Source organism: Pseudomonas sp. FP1154, assembly GCF_030687245.1.
Taxonomy (GTDB): Bacteria; Pseudomonadota; Gammaproteobacteria; order Pseudomonadales; family Pseudomonadaceae; genus Aquipseudomonas; species Aquipseudomonas rhizophila.
This window is the reverse complement of record NZ_CP117465.1, coordinates 3916057-3933484: the sequence shown is the minus strand read 5'-3', so window position 1 is coordinate 3933484 and position 17428 is coordinate 3916057. Positions and strand designations below refer to the sequence as shown.

Sequence of the window (17428 nt, the reverse complement as noted above, 5' to 3'; positions counted from 1 at the left end):
GGTGGGCTTGCAGCATAGAATCTCCCACAGTAGTCCGAGTTGTCCGCAGGCCTTGCATGCCTCCGCAAATCCCCTGTGGGAGCGAGCCTGCTCGCGAAGGCGGTGGGTGGGCTTGCAGCATAGAATCTCCCACAGTAGTCCGAGTTGTCCGCAGAACTTGCATACCCCACAAACCTGCGGGGAGGGGGCTCACTGGGTTGTGGCGATCGGGCCGAGTCGGGCCGGGTCGTGCAGTAGGGAGAATCCCAGCTCGCGCAATGTGCGGCCGATGAAGCGTGAGCCCACGTCATTCAAGTGTGCGTCATCGCGGTACAGCAACTGCCCGTCCATGATCGGGCTGCATAGCCCCGCTGGGCAGATCACTTGATTGGGGTCGATAAAGCGCACCTGGGGCAGTCTGGCGCGTATCCCCTCCCAATACGGCGCGGTGACGTCCAGCGGGGCCGAGCATGAGCGATCGGTGCCGAACATCAAGCGGCGCACGGGGCAGGTCGCTGCATTGTCGATGTTCTGGTTGCGCAGAATCACGATGACCTGGCCGGTGTTGTTCGCCACGTGCTTGATGCTCGCTTCGATAATGTGCGCGGCCGCCGCATCCTTGGGCCAGGCGCCGGCCAGCACGACGTATGGGTAGTGGTTCTGCTTGATCAGCTCGAACACCCGGTCGTTGCGCGCCATGCAACGGTCGCCATACGCCTCGGACACCTCGGTGGCATAGCCGAAAATCGGCGGGCAGGCGTCCAGTGTGTAGTCCATTAATCTGATGCCGTTGGGTTTGGCCAGGATATCGACCATGCCCGTGAAATGATTGGCGAACGAGTCACCCACCATCATTCCGTCCAGTTGCTCCTTGTGTGCACCGAGCTGGCAATCCGGATCAGGTTCGGCGCTGTACCGCGCACTGGGCATATGGCAACCGCTGCGAAGCCTGTTCGGTTTGCTCAGTGCCATGGCCTCGAGCCTCGACACTTCAGGCGCAAAACGCTGTGGGAAGCCGTTCCATTGCAGGCTCAAGGTCGCCAGGACGGCCAGCCCCAGGGCCGGGGCTATGAATCGGCGGACCAGTACGCGGGGAAACTGCAATTGCGCGCCAGTGCGCCGAAAGGGAATTTCGACATACCGCCAGGACCACCAGGACAACAGAATCGACACCAGCGCCAGGGACATGCCCACAGAAAGGGTTATCTCGATGCCCAGGTAATTCAGGTAGGCAATCAACGGCCAGTGCCATAAATACAGCGAATAGGAAATCAGGCCTATGAACACCATGGGCCGGTTGGTCAGCAGGCGGGAGCGGGCTCCACCGCTGCCGGCCAGAATCAGCAGCGCCGCGCCCAGGCAAGGTATCAACGCATTGACGCCGGGGAAGGGGGTGTCCCGGCTCAGGGCAAACAAGGAAAAACCAATCAGCCCATACCCCGCCGCTGTATAAGCCAGCACTTCTATCCTGCCGAGTGTACGTGGCTGATAAAGATAGATACCCAGTGCTCCGCCCAGCATCAGCTCGAAAAACCGTGTGGGCAGCAGGTAATAGGAAGCCGTGACGAAGACGTTCGTGGCGTATTCAGAAAGCCCCACCGCCGCCACGATACCGACGGCCAGCACCGGCAGGACATAACGCGGCGTCAGGCGATAGAGCACCAGGATCAGCAGCGGCCAGATCACGTAGAACTGCTCTTCAATCCCCAGGGACCAGGTATGCAGCAGCGGCGCTTCGCTGGCATCGGCGGCGAAATAGTTGCCGTACTTCATCCAGATATAGATATTCGAGACCCCCAGCAGGGAGAACAGCGCACTGACGTTGAGCCGCGTCAGGTCGGCGGGGGAAAGGATGAAGGCCCCTGCGATCACGCTCGCCAACAACACAGTGACCAGTGCGGGCACGATGCGATTGATGCGCCGCTGATAAAAGCGCTTGAGCGAAAAGCTGTTGCCCTTGATCTCGGAAAACACCTGGGAAGTGATGAGGAAACCCGAGATGACGAAAAAAATATCGACCCCCACGAACCCGCCTGGCAGCAGGTCGGCGTTGAGGTGATGGATGAGTACGGCCAGCACTGCAATACAGCGAAGCCCATCGATATCGAGGCGATATTTTGTTTGAGGCATGTCGGCGATCGTCCTTGAATAGGAGGCAATCCAGGTGCGTCATGTTTATGACGAATTGGCCGACTGCATGTAAACGGCACGTATTAGTCATTGATTGATAGCTGGAAATTTATGCTTTGCAAGGCGTCGGGCAAAACCAGGCGGGGCAGACGACCAGCGGTGTTTGCCCGTCGCCTGAGCGCATCCTTGGTCTGCCCGTCACCCAACTCCGCTATCCTGAGCCTCACGTTTACCCATGAGCCTTTTCATGCTTGAAGTTCGCGACGTATTTAAGAGCTATGCCACGCCGCAAGGGCCATTGCCGGTGCTGCAAGGTATCGACCTGACGTTGGCCCCTGGCGACAGCCTGGCACTGATGGGTGAGTCCGGCAGCGGGAAAAGCACCTTGCTGCATCTGGTTGCCGGTCTGGACAAGGTCGACCGTGGCAGCATTCGCTTTGGCGAGCGCAGGCTCGACGGCATGAGCGAAAGCCAACTGGCAAGCTGGCGCCGTACACAGATCGGCCTGGTGTTCCAGCAGTTCAACCTCATTAGTAGCTTGCCGGTGGAGGATAATCTGGCGTTCCAGGCGCGTCTGTGCGGTCGCTATGACCCTGCCTGGCAGACCCATCTGGTGCAACGGCTCGGCCTTTCGCAACTGCTGCACCGCTATCCCGAACAACTGTCCGGCGGCCAGCAGCAACGGGTGGCATTGGGGCGGGCACTGGCCTCCCGGCCGCCCTTGTTGCTGGCCGACGAACCCACCGGCAGCCTCGACGAAGCCACTAGCGACGAGGTGTTGCAACTGTTGCTGGAGTTGCTGGACGGCAGCCCGACGAGCCTGCTGATGGTGACCCACAGTCCCCGGGTGGCGGCCCGTCTGAGCCGTCGAGTGGTCTTGCAGGGCGGACGTCTGGCGAAGGTGGCCCTAGGGTGATGATCCTTCGCCAGACGCTCAAGGCTTTGCTCAGCCATTGGCGCCAGCACCCGGTGCAGTTTTTCAGCGTCCTGACCGGGCTCTGGCTCGCCACCAGCCTGCTCACCGGCGTGCAGGCGCTCAACAGTCAGGCCCGGGACAGCTACGCACGAGCCAGCCAGTTGATTGGTGGCGAACCCCAGGCCAGCCTCAGTGCGCCCGGCGGCGGCACCTTCACTCAACAATGGTTTGTCGATCTGCGTCGCCTGGGATGGCCGGTGTCCCCCGTGTTGCAGGCTCGGGTGACGCTGCAGGGGCACGAGGATCAGCGCCTGCAGTTAATGGGCATCGACCCGGTGTCTTTGCCCCCCGGAGCGGCAGTGGCGGGGCAGGTCCGGGAGATGGCAGACGTGGTGGAGTTTTTCACTGAGCCTGGCCGCACCTGGATCGCTGCGCAGACCTTGCAGGCCTTGGGGCTGAGCGAGGGGGACCGGCCCCGGACGGTCGATGGACAATCCCTGCCATCGTTGCTTGTCCAGGCGGACATGGCGCCCGGCGTGCTGCTGATGGACATCGGCTTCGCCCAGCAGGTGCTTGGACGGCCGGACCAGCTGTCGCGCTTGCTATTGCCTGCCACGTTCAACGCGCCCTTGCCGACGGCGTTCAACGGCCGGCTGCAGTTCAAGCGCGCCGATGAAGAAAACAATCTGTCACGCCTGACCGAAAGCTTTCACCTGAACCTCGACGCCTTGGGGGTGCTGTCCTTCGTGGTGGGGTTGTTCATCGTTCACGCCGCCATTGGCCTGGCGCTGGAACAACGCCGCAGCTTGCTGCGAACCTTGCGGGCCTGTGGCGTCAGTGCGCGGTTGCTGGTCACCAGTCTGGCCCTCGAACTGGGCGCCTTGGCCTTGCTCGGCGCAATCGCAGGAGTGCTCAGCGGCTACTGGCTGGCGAGTCTGTTGTTGCCCGATGTCGCGGCGAGCCTGCGCGGCTTGTACGGCGCCGAAGTGGCCGGCCACCTGAACCTCAGCCCGTGGTGGTGGCTCAGCGGCGTGGGCTTGGGCTTGCTCGGTGCGTTATTGGCCGGCGCCGACAGTTTGCTGCGGGCGGCGCGCCTGCCGCTGTTGGCGCTGGCCAATCCCCAGGCCTGGCATCAGGCCCATGCCCGCTGGCTGCGGCGCCAGGGGTGGGTGGCGACATTGGCGGGGTTGCTCGCGGTATCGGCGTTGATCTGGGGTGACAGCCTGGGCAGCGGTTTTGTCTTGATGACGGCGTTGTTGCTGGGCGCTGCCCTGGCTTTACCGGTGTTGCTCAGTGGCACGCTGAAGTTGCTGTTGCGCCGCAGTCGTTCGGTACTTGGGCAATGGTTTCTCGCCGACTGCCGTCAGCAATTGCCGACGCTGAGCCTGGCACTGATGGCGTTGCTACTGGCTCTGGCGGCGAATATCGGTGCCGGCAGCATGACCGCAGGTTTTCGCCAGACCTTCAGTAACTGGCTCGAGCAACGTCTGACCGCCGAGCTGTACATCAATCCGCAAACCCCGGCCCAGGCGGGCGAGCTGCACGTCTGGCTCAAGGAGCAGCCGGCGATCAGCACGATATTGCCCAACTGGCAGGTCTCGATTCCTTTGCAAGGCTGGCCGACGGACATCTACGGCATCATCGATCACAGCGCCTATCGTCAGCATTGGCCGTTGCTGGAGTCGGTTTCCGACAAGCCTTGGGAGCAACTGGCCGGGGGTGACACGTTGATGCTCAGCGAACAACTGGCCCGGCGTCTCAACGTGAATATTGGCGATCGATTGACGATCCCGACGCCCCAGGGACCCTGGACGCCGCGCCTCGTCGGGATCTATGCCGACTACGGCAACCCCAAGGGCCATGTGCTGGTCAATGCCGACCACTTGCTGCGGCATTGGCCGCAACTGACGCCGAACCGCTTCAACCTGCGCATCGAACCCTCCGCGATCCCTGCGTTGCTGACGGCGTTGCAGGCCCGGTTCAGCCTGGATGACAGCCGAATTGTCGATCAGGCGCGGCTCAAGGGCTGGTCGACGCAAGTATTCGAACGCACCTTCGCCGCCACCGCCGCCCTCAATAGCCTGACGCTGGCGGTGGCCGGGGTGGCGTTGTTCATCAGCCTGCTGACCCAGAGCCAAAGCCGCCTCGGCCAGTTGGCGCCGCTGTGGGCGCTGGGGGTAACGCGCCGGCAGTTGATGTTGCTCAATCTGGGCCAGACCTGGCTGTTGGCGCTATTGACCCTGGTACTGGCCTTGCCACTGGGCATCGCCTTGGCCTGGTGCCTGGACGCGGTAATCAATGTGCAGGCCTTCGGCTGGCGCCTGCCGTTGCGGGTATTCCCGTGGCAATTGGCGCAGTTGCTGGGCCTGGCGATGCTTGCCACGCTGCTGGCATCGGCCTGGCCGCTGTATGCGTTGTACCGCACGCAACCGGCGGATTTGCTGAGGACCTTTGCCCATGAAGATTAAACTGGGCTTGATGCTGATAGCGCTACTGCTCTGCGGTTGTGATAACCGGCAACCGCCGCCGAAGGGCTTCGCCGGCCTGGGTGAGCAGGCCGGCGCATTCACGCCCGTGGTGCCGGGGCGGGTATTCAGTTTTCCCGCCGATCATGGTGTTCATGAGGGGTTTCGCATCGAGTGGTGGTACGTCACTGCCAATCTCAAGGATGCCGAGGGCCGCGATTACGGTGTGCAATGGACGCTGTTTCGCAGCGCCCTGAACGCCGCGCCCCAGGCCAGCGGCTGGCGCAACCAGACGATCTGGCTCGGTCATGCCGCGGTCACTTCCAGCGCCGTCCACCATGCCGCCGAGCGCTATGCACGGGGCGCAGTGGGGCAAGCCGGGGTGCAGACGACTCCTTTCGACGCCTGGATCGATGACTGGCGGTTCGCTACACAAGCGTCGGGGGCCGATCCATTGGCGGACATGCAGCTCAAGGCCAGTGGCCCACACTTCAGTTATGAGTTGCGCCTCACGTCGACGCGTCCGCTGGTGCTACAGGGCGATAAGGGGTTCAGCCAGAAATCCGAACAGGGCCAGGCGTCGTACTACTACAGCCAACCGTTCTTCCAGGCCAGCGGCCATGTGGAAATCGATGGCCAGCGTTATACGGTCAGCGGCCCGGCCTGGCTCGACCGCGAATGGAGCAGCCAGCCACTGACTGCGAACCAGACGGGCTGGGACTGGTTTTCCCTGCACCTGGACAGCGGCGAGCATGTGATGCTCTACCGCATGCGCCACAAGGAGGGGGCGCCATACCTCACGGGCACCTGGATCGATGCCCAAGGCCAGGCGCAGACCCTGCATGCCGGGCAGATCAGCCTTGAACCACTGGACACCGCCGTGGTTGCCGGGCGCTCGATGCCGGTGCGCTGGACGATCAAAATCCCCGGCAAGCGACTCGACATCACCACCGATGCCTTGAACCCCAACGCCTGGATGAACCTGCGCATTCCCTATTGGGAAGGGCCGGTGCACCTGAGCGGCAGCCACAGCGGCAACGGTTACCTGGAAATGACGGGCTACTGAGAATCGCCGGAACTCCCCGGGAACGTCGACCCTCATACCTTATGAATGCCTTTGAGGAGTCCGTCATGAGTGATGACCTCACACTTCCCTCGCTGGCCGACTGGCAGCGCTTGTTCGACGACAAGACCTACTGGCAGCAGTCGCCCGACGTCCATTTCACCGAGCTGATGCGGGTGGCCGATGACCTGTTCGGCCAGGGCGCTATCGACCTGGCACAGTGGCAGGAACTCAAGGTCAAGGCCGAACAACTGCACCATCGTTCACCCGACGCCAACGTCGCTGAAGAAGTCGCCGATCCTGACGCCTGACGCGCAGGCCCGAAAAACCAAGGAGTTCGCCATGAAACCCAGTGATCAAACGTCGCACAATCCAGACGAGCCGGCGATGCCGGGTGAGGTGGAGCGTGACAACGACGCCCTGCGCCCCAACGATCCGGCTAAACGCAAACAGCAGGAAGGCGATACTGAAGCGGGGGAGACGGATGCACAAAAGACCGCGCGACGGGGCTGAGGATTGATAGACCGCGCGGTCTTGAAAACGCATTTGTTAATGCTGCTTTACTTGCCCGGTCTTGTTCGGCGTAGCGGATATGTTTTTTTATACTGCTGTTGGATTTTGTTTAGCTGTTTGTATAGCTGTTATTGATTGGGCGTTAATAATGACGACTAAAGATAAATAATTATTTAAACAAGCTCCCGGACATATTTTGCAAGTTCCACTATTATTATGCCCGTTCGCCCAGTGTCAGGCTCTTTACCAGTGCATGGAATGCCGAGGCCGTCGCACTGGGCGAACACCATCCTGAATCAATATCTATCGACGACTATCCGGCGACCGGTGAACGCCAGTCATCGGAGCCCGACGTGCCGCTGACTTCGTGGGTCCAGGTGATCTTGCGGTAGGTGAAGTGCACATCTTCCAGATGGGTGAAGTGCGCGTTCGCCGGGTCCTGGCAGTTGAGCATGTAGTCCTTGATATCGACGATGATCGCGTCCTCCAGAGTGGTGGTGTAGTAATGCTCCTGGGTGCCGGCCGCCGAGGTGCGGTACCACTGGATCTCGACTTTGGTCAGGCGTTCTCCGCAGGTCAGGGCCGCCAGCAGCAGCGGCGAGGCCTTGTCGAACACCTTGGTGATGACCAGGGGTTTATGCACGCGCTGGCCGGTTGGCTGACCCGACTGAGGATCGCGGGGGATGATGACCTGGTGCTCGAAGCCTTGCACCATGACTTGATCTTCATGACCTTCCTGGTAGGTGTTGCCCACCGAGTCGGCCGTAAAGGCGCCAGCAGTGATCAGACCTTGTTTGGTGCCTTCGATGGACATGTAAGCGGGGGTAGCCAATGGATGCTCTCCTTGCGGGATAACTAAAGGGACCTGGGAAGGGAATCGTCCCCAGGTGGCCTGACGGTTATCAAGAGCTATGCCATCTTCTATAAAAACTATGTATATCAATAAGTTAGGATCAGGCGTCGATCCATGAGCGCTCCGGCTACAGAGGAATGCGCGCGGGGAGTTGCGTAGTTGGCAAGCCGGATGCGCAACTTCTTACGCATTCGGCTTTCCGGTTTTTCCTACATTCCCAGGGCGGACATGCACTCATCCATCGAGCGCTGTTGCGTTTCGGCATACAACTGCAGCTCATCGATGGTCGGTTGTCCCAGCGCTTGCTCGAATGCCTGGCGATTGGACTGTCCGGCGTAGTGAATTTGAGCGGCATCGCCGAGGTTCGATTGGAAGATGCCGGCGGCGCTCACGGGCAGGAAGTCCTCGTACACCAGGGGTTCGGCGCGCAGGTATTGCGCTTCCAGCAAGCGTTCCAGCGAGACCGGTTGCTTGATCGTGCCTTTGGCAGCGAGGCCCTTTGGCGTCACGAAATAGCGAAAGTACGCCAGTGCCTGCCGACGCAGCTCATCGTGGTTGTCAGGGAACTGGGCAAAATGCTCGGTCATCAGTGCGTTGTAGCGTTCGGCGTTGGCTTCGTTGGGAAACGCCCCCAGCGCATCCCGAGCGGCGTTCAGCAACTGATCGTAGAGTGCGCGACCTTTCGGGGTGAGGGCGGCGCCCCGTTGCTCGATTTCGCCGAAGCGGGCGCTGTGGCTGCCTTGGGAGTGGGGCTGGTCGGTGAACGCTACAGGTTCGTCGAGCGCCTTGAAGCTGGTCTGCCGCAGCAGGATCGGGCAATGCCGACGGGGCGGGCCTTCGACGACTGCCTTGGGGGTGATGCCGTGCACGGGCATCTGGGCCTGCACGATGTCGATGTCCAGGGTGCGTGGCGTCAGGTGATTGATGTGCGGGCCCTTGAAAGCCACCACGTCGGCGATCAGCCGATGCTGGGCGCTCAGTTGCCGATATTGCTCGGCCGTGACGGTGGCGCTGTGGTGCCAGCGAAAGGTTTCCAGGGCTTGCAGGACGAAGTCATCAGCCTGTGGTTCGGTCAGACCCCCTTGGCGTTCGGCGAGGTCGATGAGCTGGAGCGCCTCGGAGGTGAAGATCTGGCGCTTGTTCAGTACCGATTCGGCAAAGGCCCGAAGCTCGGCGTTTTCGATCAGCTCCAGACGCAGCAACGAGGTAAACACCCGGAACGGGCTGACCTGCAAGGCGCTTTCATGCACGGCTCGAAATGCCGTGGAATGCACAGGCACCCCGGCGGGCGTGAGGTCGTAGTAGCCCACCGGGTGCATGCCCATGACCGCGAACAGACGCCCCAGGGTTGCCAGTTCTGCGGCGGTGCCGACACGGATCGCGCCGTGGCGCTCCAGGTCCAGACGCTGGAGTTCACCGGTACTGCGCAAGTGTTCGGCCAAGTGCGGGTCGTTGACCAGCACCTGGGCATTGGTCTGTTCCACCAGGTTCATCAGTGCCCCGTACAGCGGCACCTCGTCGCGGTACATGTCGGACATCGCCTTGGAGAAGCGTTGGCGGATCAGGTCGGGACTGACGAAGCTCATTGTGAGAATTCCTGGCGCAAGCTGTGGGAAAGTGGAAGGAAAGATCGCAGCCTTCACCAGCGTCGACAAACGAAGAATCTTCAGGACTTCATTCTGTCAGGGACTGATCCGCCTCCTTCACCGTGGCTCAGGCAAGCCTTGAAGAGCGGCATCAAGGTCACTGGCCCAGGCCCTTGAGAAAGTCGCGATACAGCGCGGCGGTTCTCCCGGGGCGCTCGACCATGGGCATATGGCCTACCCCCTCCCAGATTTCCACACGCAAGTCGGCGATGCCCTTGCTCCATACGGGCACACTGCTGACGTCAATCAGCCGGTCCTTGCGACCCCAGAGCAGCAGCGAAGGCGCGCGGATGTCGGGCAGGCGCGGCTCCATCGGCGGGCTGGCGCGAAAATCCACGAAGATCTCTTCCAGTTCATCCCGGCGCTGCTCATAACGCTCGGCCAGCGCCGCCAGCACCACACTCGGCACCCACGGCGGCGAGGCCATCGTCATCGCGTAGAACGGAGCGAAGTCGTCCCGCGAGCGCACCAGAAACGGGTTGTGGCCGGCTGCCAGGTGCCGCTCCATGTCGCTGGGTTCGGGCGCGGTGACGCCGGCCGGGTCGATCAGGGCCAGGGTGAGTATCCGGTCCGGGGAAGTCGCCGCCAGCCAGGCGGCGAGATGACCGCCCATGGAGTTGCCGATCACATGGACCTTGTCCAGGCCGCAGGCATCCAGCAGTTCGATCACCCGTCGGGCCTGGGTCGGGATGTCATAACCGCCGCCGGCCTTGAAGCCGGTTTCGCCATGACCGGCCAGGTCAGGAATCACCACCCGGTAGTCGCTGACAAAATGCCGGGCAAAACGCAGCCAGAGGTTCTTGTCGGCGCTGTAGCCGTGCAGCATCAATATGCTGCCGGACGCTTCGTAGGGCCCGCCTTGCCAGGTCGACACGGTCATCTCGCTGATGGGCACCGTGATCTTGTGCAGTCGGTACAGACGCGCTTCCAGGGCCATGCCCATGTCGTACAGCACATGGCCGATGCCTGGATACGTCAGCCAGCTCCAGGCGATAAACACGGCGAGGACTACCCACAACACCAACATGCTTTGCCCTCCAGGGTCAGGACAGAATGTGATCGGCCAACCGGAGCCGACGAGTCAGATAGTGATAAGTGAAGCTGAAACCGGGGAACATCGCGACGACGTGGCCGCTTTTGCTTTGATACCAGCTGTGACAGCCGCCGGATTTCCATACGGTGCGTTGCATTTCCCGGTGGATCATTTCGGTGTAGCGCTGTTCGGCGGCGGGCTGCACTTCGATGCTGCGCAGGTTTTGCCGGTTCAGGGTGCGGATGCAGTCCAGGATGTAGTTCATCTGCGATTCGATGATGAACAGTGCCGAGGTGTGACCGATGCCGGTGTTGGGCCCGGTCACGATGAACAGGTTGGGGAAGTCCGGCAGGCTGGTACCCAGGTAGGCGCGCGGGTATTGGGCCCAGACGTCGTACAGTCGAGTGCCGTTGCGGCCGGTAACGGGATAGGAAATCACCCCGTCGGTGGCGTCAAAGCCTGTCGACCAGATGATCAGGTCCAGTGGGATGTGCTGGCCGTCCCGGGTGATGATGCCGGTTTCATCGAGGGCGGCGATGCCGTGCTCCTGGCCATGCACGCTGACGTTGGCCCGGCACAGGGCCGGATACAACGTACTGGACAGGATGACGCGCTTGCAGCCGATCAGGTAGTCAGGGGTCAAGCGACGACGCAGAACCGGATCCGGCACTTGGCGTTCAAGCATGTTCAGGGCCTGGCGCTGGACCATGCGAACCGCCGGCCGTGAATATTTGAACGCAATCACCCGGGTTTCGAATTGCCAGTAGATCGACCAGCGCAACAGGGTGCGCATCGGCGCCAGGCTCAGCAACCAACGTTCGAGACGGTTGAACGTGCGGTCGCGGCGTGGCAGTACCCAGTGGGGCGTACGCTGAAACACGTGCAGATGGGCGACTTCTGGCGCAATGGCCGGGATGACTTGGGCGGCGCTGGCGCCACTGCCGACGATGGCAACGCGTTTGTGGCGATAGTCGTAGGTGTGGTCCCAATCATTGGTGTGAAACGTCTTGCCCTGGAAACGATCCCGGCCTTCGAAATCAGGGATCACCGGTTGGCTGAGGGGGCCTGTGGCATTGATCAGGAATTGCGCATGAAAGGTCCCTAGGCTGGCGGTGTCGACGATCCAATGTCGGGCATTGTCGTCCCATGCCACCCGCTGCACATTCGCGCTCAGTTGTACCTTGTCCTGCAGGGCGAAGCGTTCGATCACGTGCCGGGTGTAGCGGTGCAGCTCCTCCTGGCCGGCGAACATCCGGCTCCAGTCGTAAGCGGCGAATGAGAGCGAATACAAGGGCGACGGCACGTCTACCGCCGCGCCGGGGTAGGTGTTCTGGCACCAAGTGCCGCCGAAGAAATTCCGTCGCTCCAAGAGCAGGAAATCCGTTATGCCCTCTTTGAGGAGATTGATTGCCGCGCACTGGCCCCCGAACCCGCTGCCGATGATCAACACCTGATAGCTGCGCATGGGCCTCCTTTCTGGTGGTGGTTGCCGATTCCCTTTGTCATGTATAGCCAAAATCCGAGCGGAGCCGTGCATTTGATGGCGAATAAATAACCCTTCATCGATGGTGGCTATTTGATGCTGCCCTGATAGACTCCAAATAACCCTATCCCACAACCCGGGAAGCCCTCGGTACAGAGGCCTCTATGCAAAGAACGGGACGAAAGGGACTGTCATTGGCCAGGAGGCTTTACACCTCACGAATCCTGGGCCTGATGCTAGGGTTGTTGTTGGTGAGTGTCGCCGTCTATCCCCTTGACCCGGCACCTTGGGTCTGGTGGGCCATGCTGTTCAACGGCTTGTTATGGCCGCATGTGGCCTATCAGTGGGCCCGTCGCGCGGCGCAGCCGTACCAGGCTGAACGCCGAAACTTGCTGATTGACGCCTTTCTTGGCGGTTTCTGGGTCGTTGCGATGCAATTTAATCCGCTGCCCACGGCCGTTACGCTGGCAATGATGGCGATGAACAACGTCTCCATCGGGGGCTTGCGTTTTCTGTTCGCCGGGGCGGCGGTCCAAGTGACGGGCATCGCCCTGGGCTTGGCGATCTTCCCGTTGACCAGTGTGCCGATGACCAGTTCGGCGCAGCTCTATGCCAGTTTGCCTCTGTTGTGCATATATCCGCTGGCGTTGGGCTGGATCTGTTTTCGCCAGACCGCCATCCTGGGCCGGCAAAAGCGCGAGTTGTTGGCCCTGAGCCGTACCGACAGCCTGACCGGTCTGCTCAATCATGGGGCGTGGAAGGACCGGCTTAACGAGGAGTTCCAGCGCTGCCTGCGACAGCCACACGATGGGGCTGGTCACGGCGTGATTGCGCTGATGGACATCGACCACTTCAAAGCCATCAATGACACCTATGGCCATGGCGCTGGTGACATCGTGTTGCGTCAGCTGGGCAAGATGCTCAAGCAAAACCTGCGGGCCACCGACATTGTCGGACGTTATGGGGGGGACGAGTTCTGCGTGATTCTGCCGGACCTGACGTTGCACAATGCCGTGCTGGCCATGGAGGCCCTGCGTGAGCGGTTCGCCCTGCTCGGCTACGAGCAGGCCCCCGCGCTAAAGGGCAGTCTGAGCATTGGCCTGGCCGCCTTCAACCCGGCCTATGGCGACGCCACTCTCTGGCTCAACGACGCCGACCAAGCGCTTTACGAGGCCAAGACCGGCGGGCGCAACCGGGTCGTTTGCCATCGGCAGTGCCAGATGCTCGAGGAACCGGCGGTTTCTTTCTGACCCAACCGAGGAAGAGGGTTTATTTGTGCTAAACACAAACAAGTCCTGTTCCAGCCGCACTGTGTTCCGGCCTGAACTATCCCCCTAGGATTGCTTCACTCAACCACTTGTGAAGGAATCCCTCATGCAACGTTTTACCCGTCGTTTGCTCACCGCTTGTGCGTTCTCCGGTATTGTCGCCAGCACCGGCGCATTGGCTGATGCCCATCCCACCATTCGAGCCATGGCTGGCGCGGAGCCGGTCAACCAACTCCCGGCCGGTAAAACCGCGTTACTGGTAATCGATTTCCAGAACGAATATTTCACCGGCAAAATGCCCATCCCTGACGGCGCTGCTGCGTTGGCCAATACTCGCGAACTGATTGATTTCGCCGATGATCACCACATGCCGGTGTTCCATATCCAGCACATTGCGCCGGCCGGTTCGGCGGTGTTTGCCGAGGGTGGCGAAACCGTGAAATTCCATCCGGACATGCAGCCCCGGGCCCAGGATGTTGTCTTGCAAAAGACTACTGTCAGCGTCTTCGGCAGTACCGACCTGGACAAGCGTTTGAAGAGCGCTGGTATCGAAAACCTGATCATCTCCGGCCTCATGACCCACGCGTGCGTGGCTGGTGCTGCCCGTGATGCGGCGCCGCTTGGCTACAATGTGTTGGTCGCCTCCGATGCATCGGCTACCCGTGCGATCACCCGGGTCAGTGGCGAAGCGATCGACAAGGACGCCTTGCACAAGGCCGCACTGGCCGAGGTCGAGGATACTTTCGGTGATGTGATGACCACCGCCCAAATCATCAAGCTGCCGGTACGCTGAAAATGAATCAGATGCTCGCCATGCGCGTGTTTCGCTGCATCGTGGAGGCTCAGGGGTTTTCAGCCGCGGCCGAACGACTGGACACCACTCATTCGTCGGTGTCGCGCAACTTGCAGCAATTGGAGTCTGTGCTGGGCGTGCGTCTGATCAATCGCAATACCCGACGCATGAGCCTTACGGCAGCAGGCGAGCGCTACTACGCCGCTTGCGTGGATATTCTGGATCGCGTTGATGCCGCGTCCCAGGCGGTGACCCTGGAACAGGAACGGCCCTCCGGGCTGCTGCGCATCAGTTCACCGCTGGTGATCGGTACGCTGGAGCTGGCCCGTTGGTTGCCGGGGTTCCAGGAGCGCTATCCGGACATCCAGGTCGATCTGTCCTGCTCGGATCCGCTTGTCGATCTGGTAGCCGATGGGGTCGATGTGGCGTTACGGATTTGCGGGCCGCTGGCCGACAGCAGTCTTGTCGCGCGCTTGCTCAGCGTTTCGCCGCTGGTTCTGGTGGCGGCACCGGCCTATGTCTTCAAGCGCGGGCTGCCTCGCGGCGTTGCTGAACTCAACGACCATCGGCTGCTGACGTATGCCTCGGCCACGCAGTGGGTGCTGGTGGGGGAAGCAGGGGAGTCGAGCACGGTGGATTGCGCCAGCAGCTTTCATACGGACACCATCACTGCCTTGCACGCCTGCGCTCTGGCGGGCGGGGGCATTGCCGCGTTTACCCTGGCGACGGTGCAGGATGACTTGCTGACGGGAAGACTGGTGCGGATTCTGCCTGAGTACACGCTTGGGCAGCGGCACTACTATGCGCTTTACCCGCATGCGCGGAATTTGCCGGCCAAGGTTCGAGTGTTTGTGGATTACATGGCGCAGTATTACGGCGCCAGGAACTGATGGACCTTGGACTGAACAGCGCCGGGGCCTGAAAAGCCCGGACAACGTTGCGACGATTTGAACGATGTAGCTGAGCCGTGGCGAGGGAGTTCCCTCGTCACAATGGGGCAAGCCACAATGAATCAAACAGCCTTGGTGTGATCGGCTGGCCCGCGCAACGTCGCAATATCCCGCTTGGGCGGCATGCCAAACAAACGGCCGTACTCACGGCTGAACTGCGAGGGGCTTTCATAGCCCACTTTGAAGGCCGCACTCGCCACGTCCATATGTTCATTGAGCATCAAGCGCTTCGCTTCGTTCAACCGTAGCCACTTCTGGTACTGCAGCGGACTCATCGCGGTGAGCTGGCGGAAGTGATGGTGGAAGGTGGGGGGGCTCATCTGCACACGCGCCGCGAGGTCCTCTACGCGGATGTGTTCGGTGTAATTCAATTTCAGCCAGTCGATGGCTTTGGCGATCCGGTAGCCCTGGCTGTCCACGGAGGCGATCTGACGCAGCCGCGAAGCCTGGTCGCTCATCAACAACCGATAATGAATTTCCTGTTGGATCAGCGGCGCCAGTACAGGGATCGCGTCAGGCTCATCCAGCAGCGCCAACAAGCGTGCGAACGGCGCCAGAAGCTCAGGTGTTGCTGTACCAATGCCTGCGCCAATTCCGATGGGCCGGTCTCGATACGGCGTCATGCCGCTCTGGGCGACCAGATCGGCGACCATGCGCAAGTCGAGCTTGAAGACCAGGCCCAGGCAAGGTTGCTCCGGGCTTGCCACCATCACTTCAGAATTGGCGGGGATGTCCAGCGAAGTGATGAGAAATCGTGTGGTGTCGTATCCATACGCCTTGCCACCTACCCATACCTGTTTCACGCCTTGGGCCACGAGCACGATGCTCGGTTCGATCATGCAGATGACGGGACGCGCCGGGGCTTCACGTCGAAAGAAACTAAGGCCGGCCACCGGCATATCAAAGTCCCCCGTCTGTGGGGTCCGGGCGTCAATGAGGCTGGCGAGCGTCTCTTGCAGGGATTTGCGTTGGGTGATCATGGCGGGTTCGGGGGTTGTCCAGGGCTGATAGCTATAGGCAGAACATTAACTCGCCAAGCGAAGCGCTGCCTACATGAAGTGGGCGAACTCATAGGATCGGGCAAGAAAAGCAGCGCAATGCGCTACCTGAAATCCGGGTTGGGCGCTGAGAATTTGATCCGACCTGACTCAGGAGATCATTACTCAATGCATGTTCGAGCCTACGCGGGCGACACCCCTCGAATCACTCAAACAGAAGGACTATCCAGTGAAAAGAATGCTGCTTGCCCTCGGTCTGCTTATCGTCTCTTGCTCATCCATGGGGGCTGATATGTCCAACGGTGCTGACAACTTCTACAAAAGTGACAAGGTGACAGTGGAAAAGGTCGCCTTCAAGAATCAATACGGGATGGAGGTGGCAGGTAATCTGTTTGTCCCAAAGGGACTGGACCCGAAGGCGAAGAGCGCCGCCATCATCGTGGGTCATCCCATGGGCGCGGTGAAGGAGCAGAGTTCCAATCTGTACGCGACCAAAATGGCCGAGCAGGGTTTTGTTACGCTCTCCCTGGATTTGTCGTTCTGGGGGGAGAGTGAGGGTACGCCGCGCAATGCAGTGTTGCCGGACATGTACGCAGAGGATTACAGCGCTGCGGTGGATTTTCTCGGCACCCGGCCGTTCGTCAATCGCGAGCGCATCGGCATCATCGGTATCTGCGGCAGCGGCGCTTTCGTCATCAGCGCAGCCAAGATCGACCCGCGCCTGAAGGCCATCGCGACGGTCAGCATGTACAACCATGGCGACTTGTACCGCAAAGGCTTGGGTAACTCGACAACGGCGGAACAGAAAAAGCAGTTCCTGGCCACGGCAGCCGAGCAGCGCTATGTGGAGTTTATCGGTGGGAAAACCGCGTACACCTCTGGCTCACCGCTGAAATTGACGGGCGATGCCATCGCGGATGAGTTCTTTGACTTCTACCGGACCCCGCGTGGCGAAGTCACTCCCGCCGGCGCTTCGCCGCAGACCACGACCATGCCCACGCTGTCCAGCAACGTCAAGTTCATGAACTTCTACCCGTTCGATGACATTGAAAGCATCTCGCCGCGTCCTTTGCTGTTTATCACCGGCTCCGAGGCGCACTCGCGTGAGTACAGTGAAGATGCCTACAAGCGGTCTGCGCAACCCAAAGAGTTGCTCATCATCCCGGGAGCCAACCATGTGGACCTTTACGACCGGGTGAACCTGATCCCGTTCGACAAGTTGGCCGGGTTCTTTCGCAACAATCTGAAGTAACTCCCTCAATCACGCCATCACTTGGCACCTCTTGTCCTGCGGCAGCGATCTTCGGTGCCGCAGTTCGTCCCCTCGAGTCTTCAGTG

15 protein-coding genes are annotated in these 17428 nt (G+C 60.8%); 9 read left to right on the top strand and 6 right to left on the bottom strand.

All coding sequences use genetic code 11. The features are described 5' to 3' along the window. Positions 1-189: 189 nt before the first annotated feature. Positions 190-2109 carry an acyltransferase family protein gene (locus PSH91_RS17595; protein ID WP_305466318.1) on the bottom strand — a complete coding sequence of 640 codons (1920 nt, stop codon included), beginning with the start codon at positions 2107-2109 and terminating at the stop codon, positions 190-192. Between the two features lie 247 nt (positions 2110-2356). On the opposite strand from PSH91_RS17595, the gene PSH91_RS17590 reads away from it, so the two are divergent. The 5 genes from PSH91_RS17590 (at position 2357) to PSH91_RS17570 (ending at position 7066) form a co-directional block, all read left to right on the top strand. Beyond that, complete coding sequence (locus tag PSH91_RS17590) at positions 2357-3025, top strand: ABC transporter ATP-binding protein (protein ID WP_305466316.1); 669 nt, start codon at positions 2357-2359, stop codon at positions 3023-3025. Then, positions 3025-5493 (top strand): ABC transporter permease, encoded by a 2469-nt coding sequence (locus PSH91_RS17585; protein WP_305466315.1) that lies wholly within the window; start codon positions 3025-3027, stop codon positions 5491-5493. The genes PSH91_RS17590 and PSH91_RS17585 overlap by 1 nt, the downstream gene beginning before the upstream one ends. After that, positions 5483-6556 (top strand): lipocalin-like domain-containing protein, encoded by a 1074-nt coding sequence (locus PSH91_RS17580; RefSeq protein ID WP_274090736.1) that lies wholly within the window; start codon positions 5483-5485, stop codon positions 6554-6556. The genes PSH91_RS17585 and PSH91_RS17580 overlap by 11 nt, the downstream gene beginning before the upstream one ends. Before the next feature lie 65 nt (positions 6557-6621). Continuing rightward, on the top strand, positions 6622-6864 hold the full coding sequence (locus PSH91_RS17575; RefSeq protein ID WP_305466314.1) for a hypothetical protein: 243 nt from the start codon (positions 6622-6624) through the stop codon (positions 6862-6864). Positions 6865-6895: 31 nt separating this feature from the next. Then, positions 6896-7066 carry a hypothetical protein gene (locus PSH91_RS17570; protein WP_177218183.1) on the top strand — a complete coding sequence of 57 codons (171 nt, stop codon included), beginning with the start codon at positions 6896-6898 and terminating at the stop codon, positions 7064-7066. 313 nt (positions 7067-7379) lie between these two features. Here the strand turns inward: PSH91_RS17570 and PSH91_RS17565 are convergent, their stop codons facing one another. From PSH91_RS17565 to PSH91_RS17550, 4 genes are all read right to left on the bottom strand, one after another. Further along, the gene (locus tag PSH91_RS17565; RefSeq protein WP_047228526.1) at positions 7380-7898 is read right to left on the bottom strand and encodes an Hcp family type VI secretion system effector; all 519 of its coding nucleotides are present in this window, start codon (positions 7896-7898) and stop codon (positions 7380-7382) included. 230 nt (positions 7899-8128) lie between these two features. Next, positions 8129-9505 (bottom strand): VOC family protein, encoded by a 1377-nt coding sequence (locus PSH91_RS17560; RefSeq protein ID WP_288912811.1) that lies wholly within the window; start codon positions 9503-9505, stop codon positions 8129-8131. A 157-nt stretch (positions 9506-9662) separates the two neighbouring features. Then, positions 9663-10592 (bottom strand): alpha/beta fold hydrolase, encoded by a 930-nt coding sequence (locus PSH91_RS17555; protein WP_274090734.1) that lies wholly within the window; start codon positions 10590-10592, stop codon positions 9663-9665. Positions 10593-10608: 16 nt separating this feature from the next. Next, complete coding sequence (locus PSH91_RS17550) at positions 10609-12063, bottom strand: NAD(P)/FAD-dependent oxidoreductase (protein ID WP_305466312.1); 1455 nt, start codon at positions 12061-12063, stop codon at positions 10609-10611. Positions 12064-12245: 182 nt separating this feature from the next. Between PSH91_RS17550 and PSH91_RS17545 the strand changes: the two genes are divergently transcribed. The 3 genes from PSH91_RS17545 (at position 12246) to PSH91_RS17535 (ending at position 15032) form a co-directional block, all read left to right on the top strand. Beyond that, positions 12246-13331 (top strand): diguanylate cyclase, encoded by a 1086-nt coding sequence (locus PSH91_RS17545; protein WP_047228522.1) that lies wholly within the window; start codon positions 12246-12248, stop codon positions 13329-13331. Positions 13332-13455: 124 nt separating this feature from the next. Next, on the top strand, positions 13456-14142 hold the full coding sequence (locus PSH91_RS17540) for a cysteine hydrolase family protein (protein ID WP_305466310.1): 687 nt from the start codon (positions 13456-13458) through the stop codon (positions 14140-14142). A gap of 2 nt (positions 14143-14144) precedes the next feature. Further along, positions 14145-15032 carry a LysR family transcriptional regulator gene (locus PSH91_RS17535; protein WP_305466309.1) on the top strand — a complete coding sequence of 296 codons (888 nt, stop codon included), beginning with the start codon at positions 14145-14147 and terminating at the stop codon, positions 15030-15032. Positions 15033-15154: 122 nt separating this feature from the next. Here the strand turns inward: PSH91_RS17535 and PSH91_RS17530 are convergent, their stop codons facing one another. After that, positions 15155-16072: an AraC family transcriptional regulator gene (locus PSH91_RS17530; protein WP_305466307.1), complete on the bottom strand. Its 918-nt coding sequence runs from the start codon at positions 16070-16072 to the stop codon at positions 15155-15157. A 247-nt stretch (positions 16073-16319) separates the two neighbouring features. Here PSH91_RS17530 and PSH91_RS17525 point away from each other — a divergent pair, with 247 nt between their 5' ends. Then, complete coding sequence (locus PSH91_RS17525; RefSeq protein ID WP_076386596.1) at positions 16320-17342, top strand: alpha/beta hydrolase; 1023 nt, start codon at positions 16320-16322, stop codon at positions 17340-17342. Positions 17343-17428 lie beyond the last annotated feature (86 nt).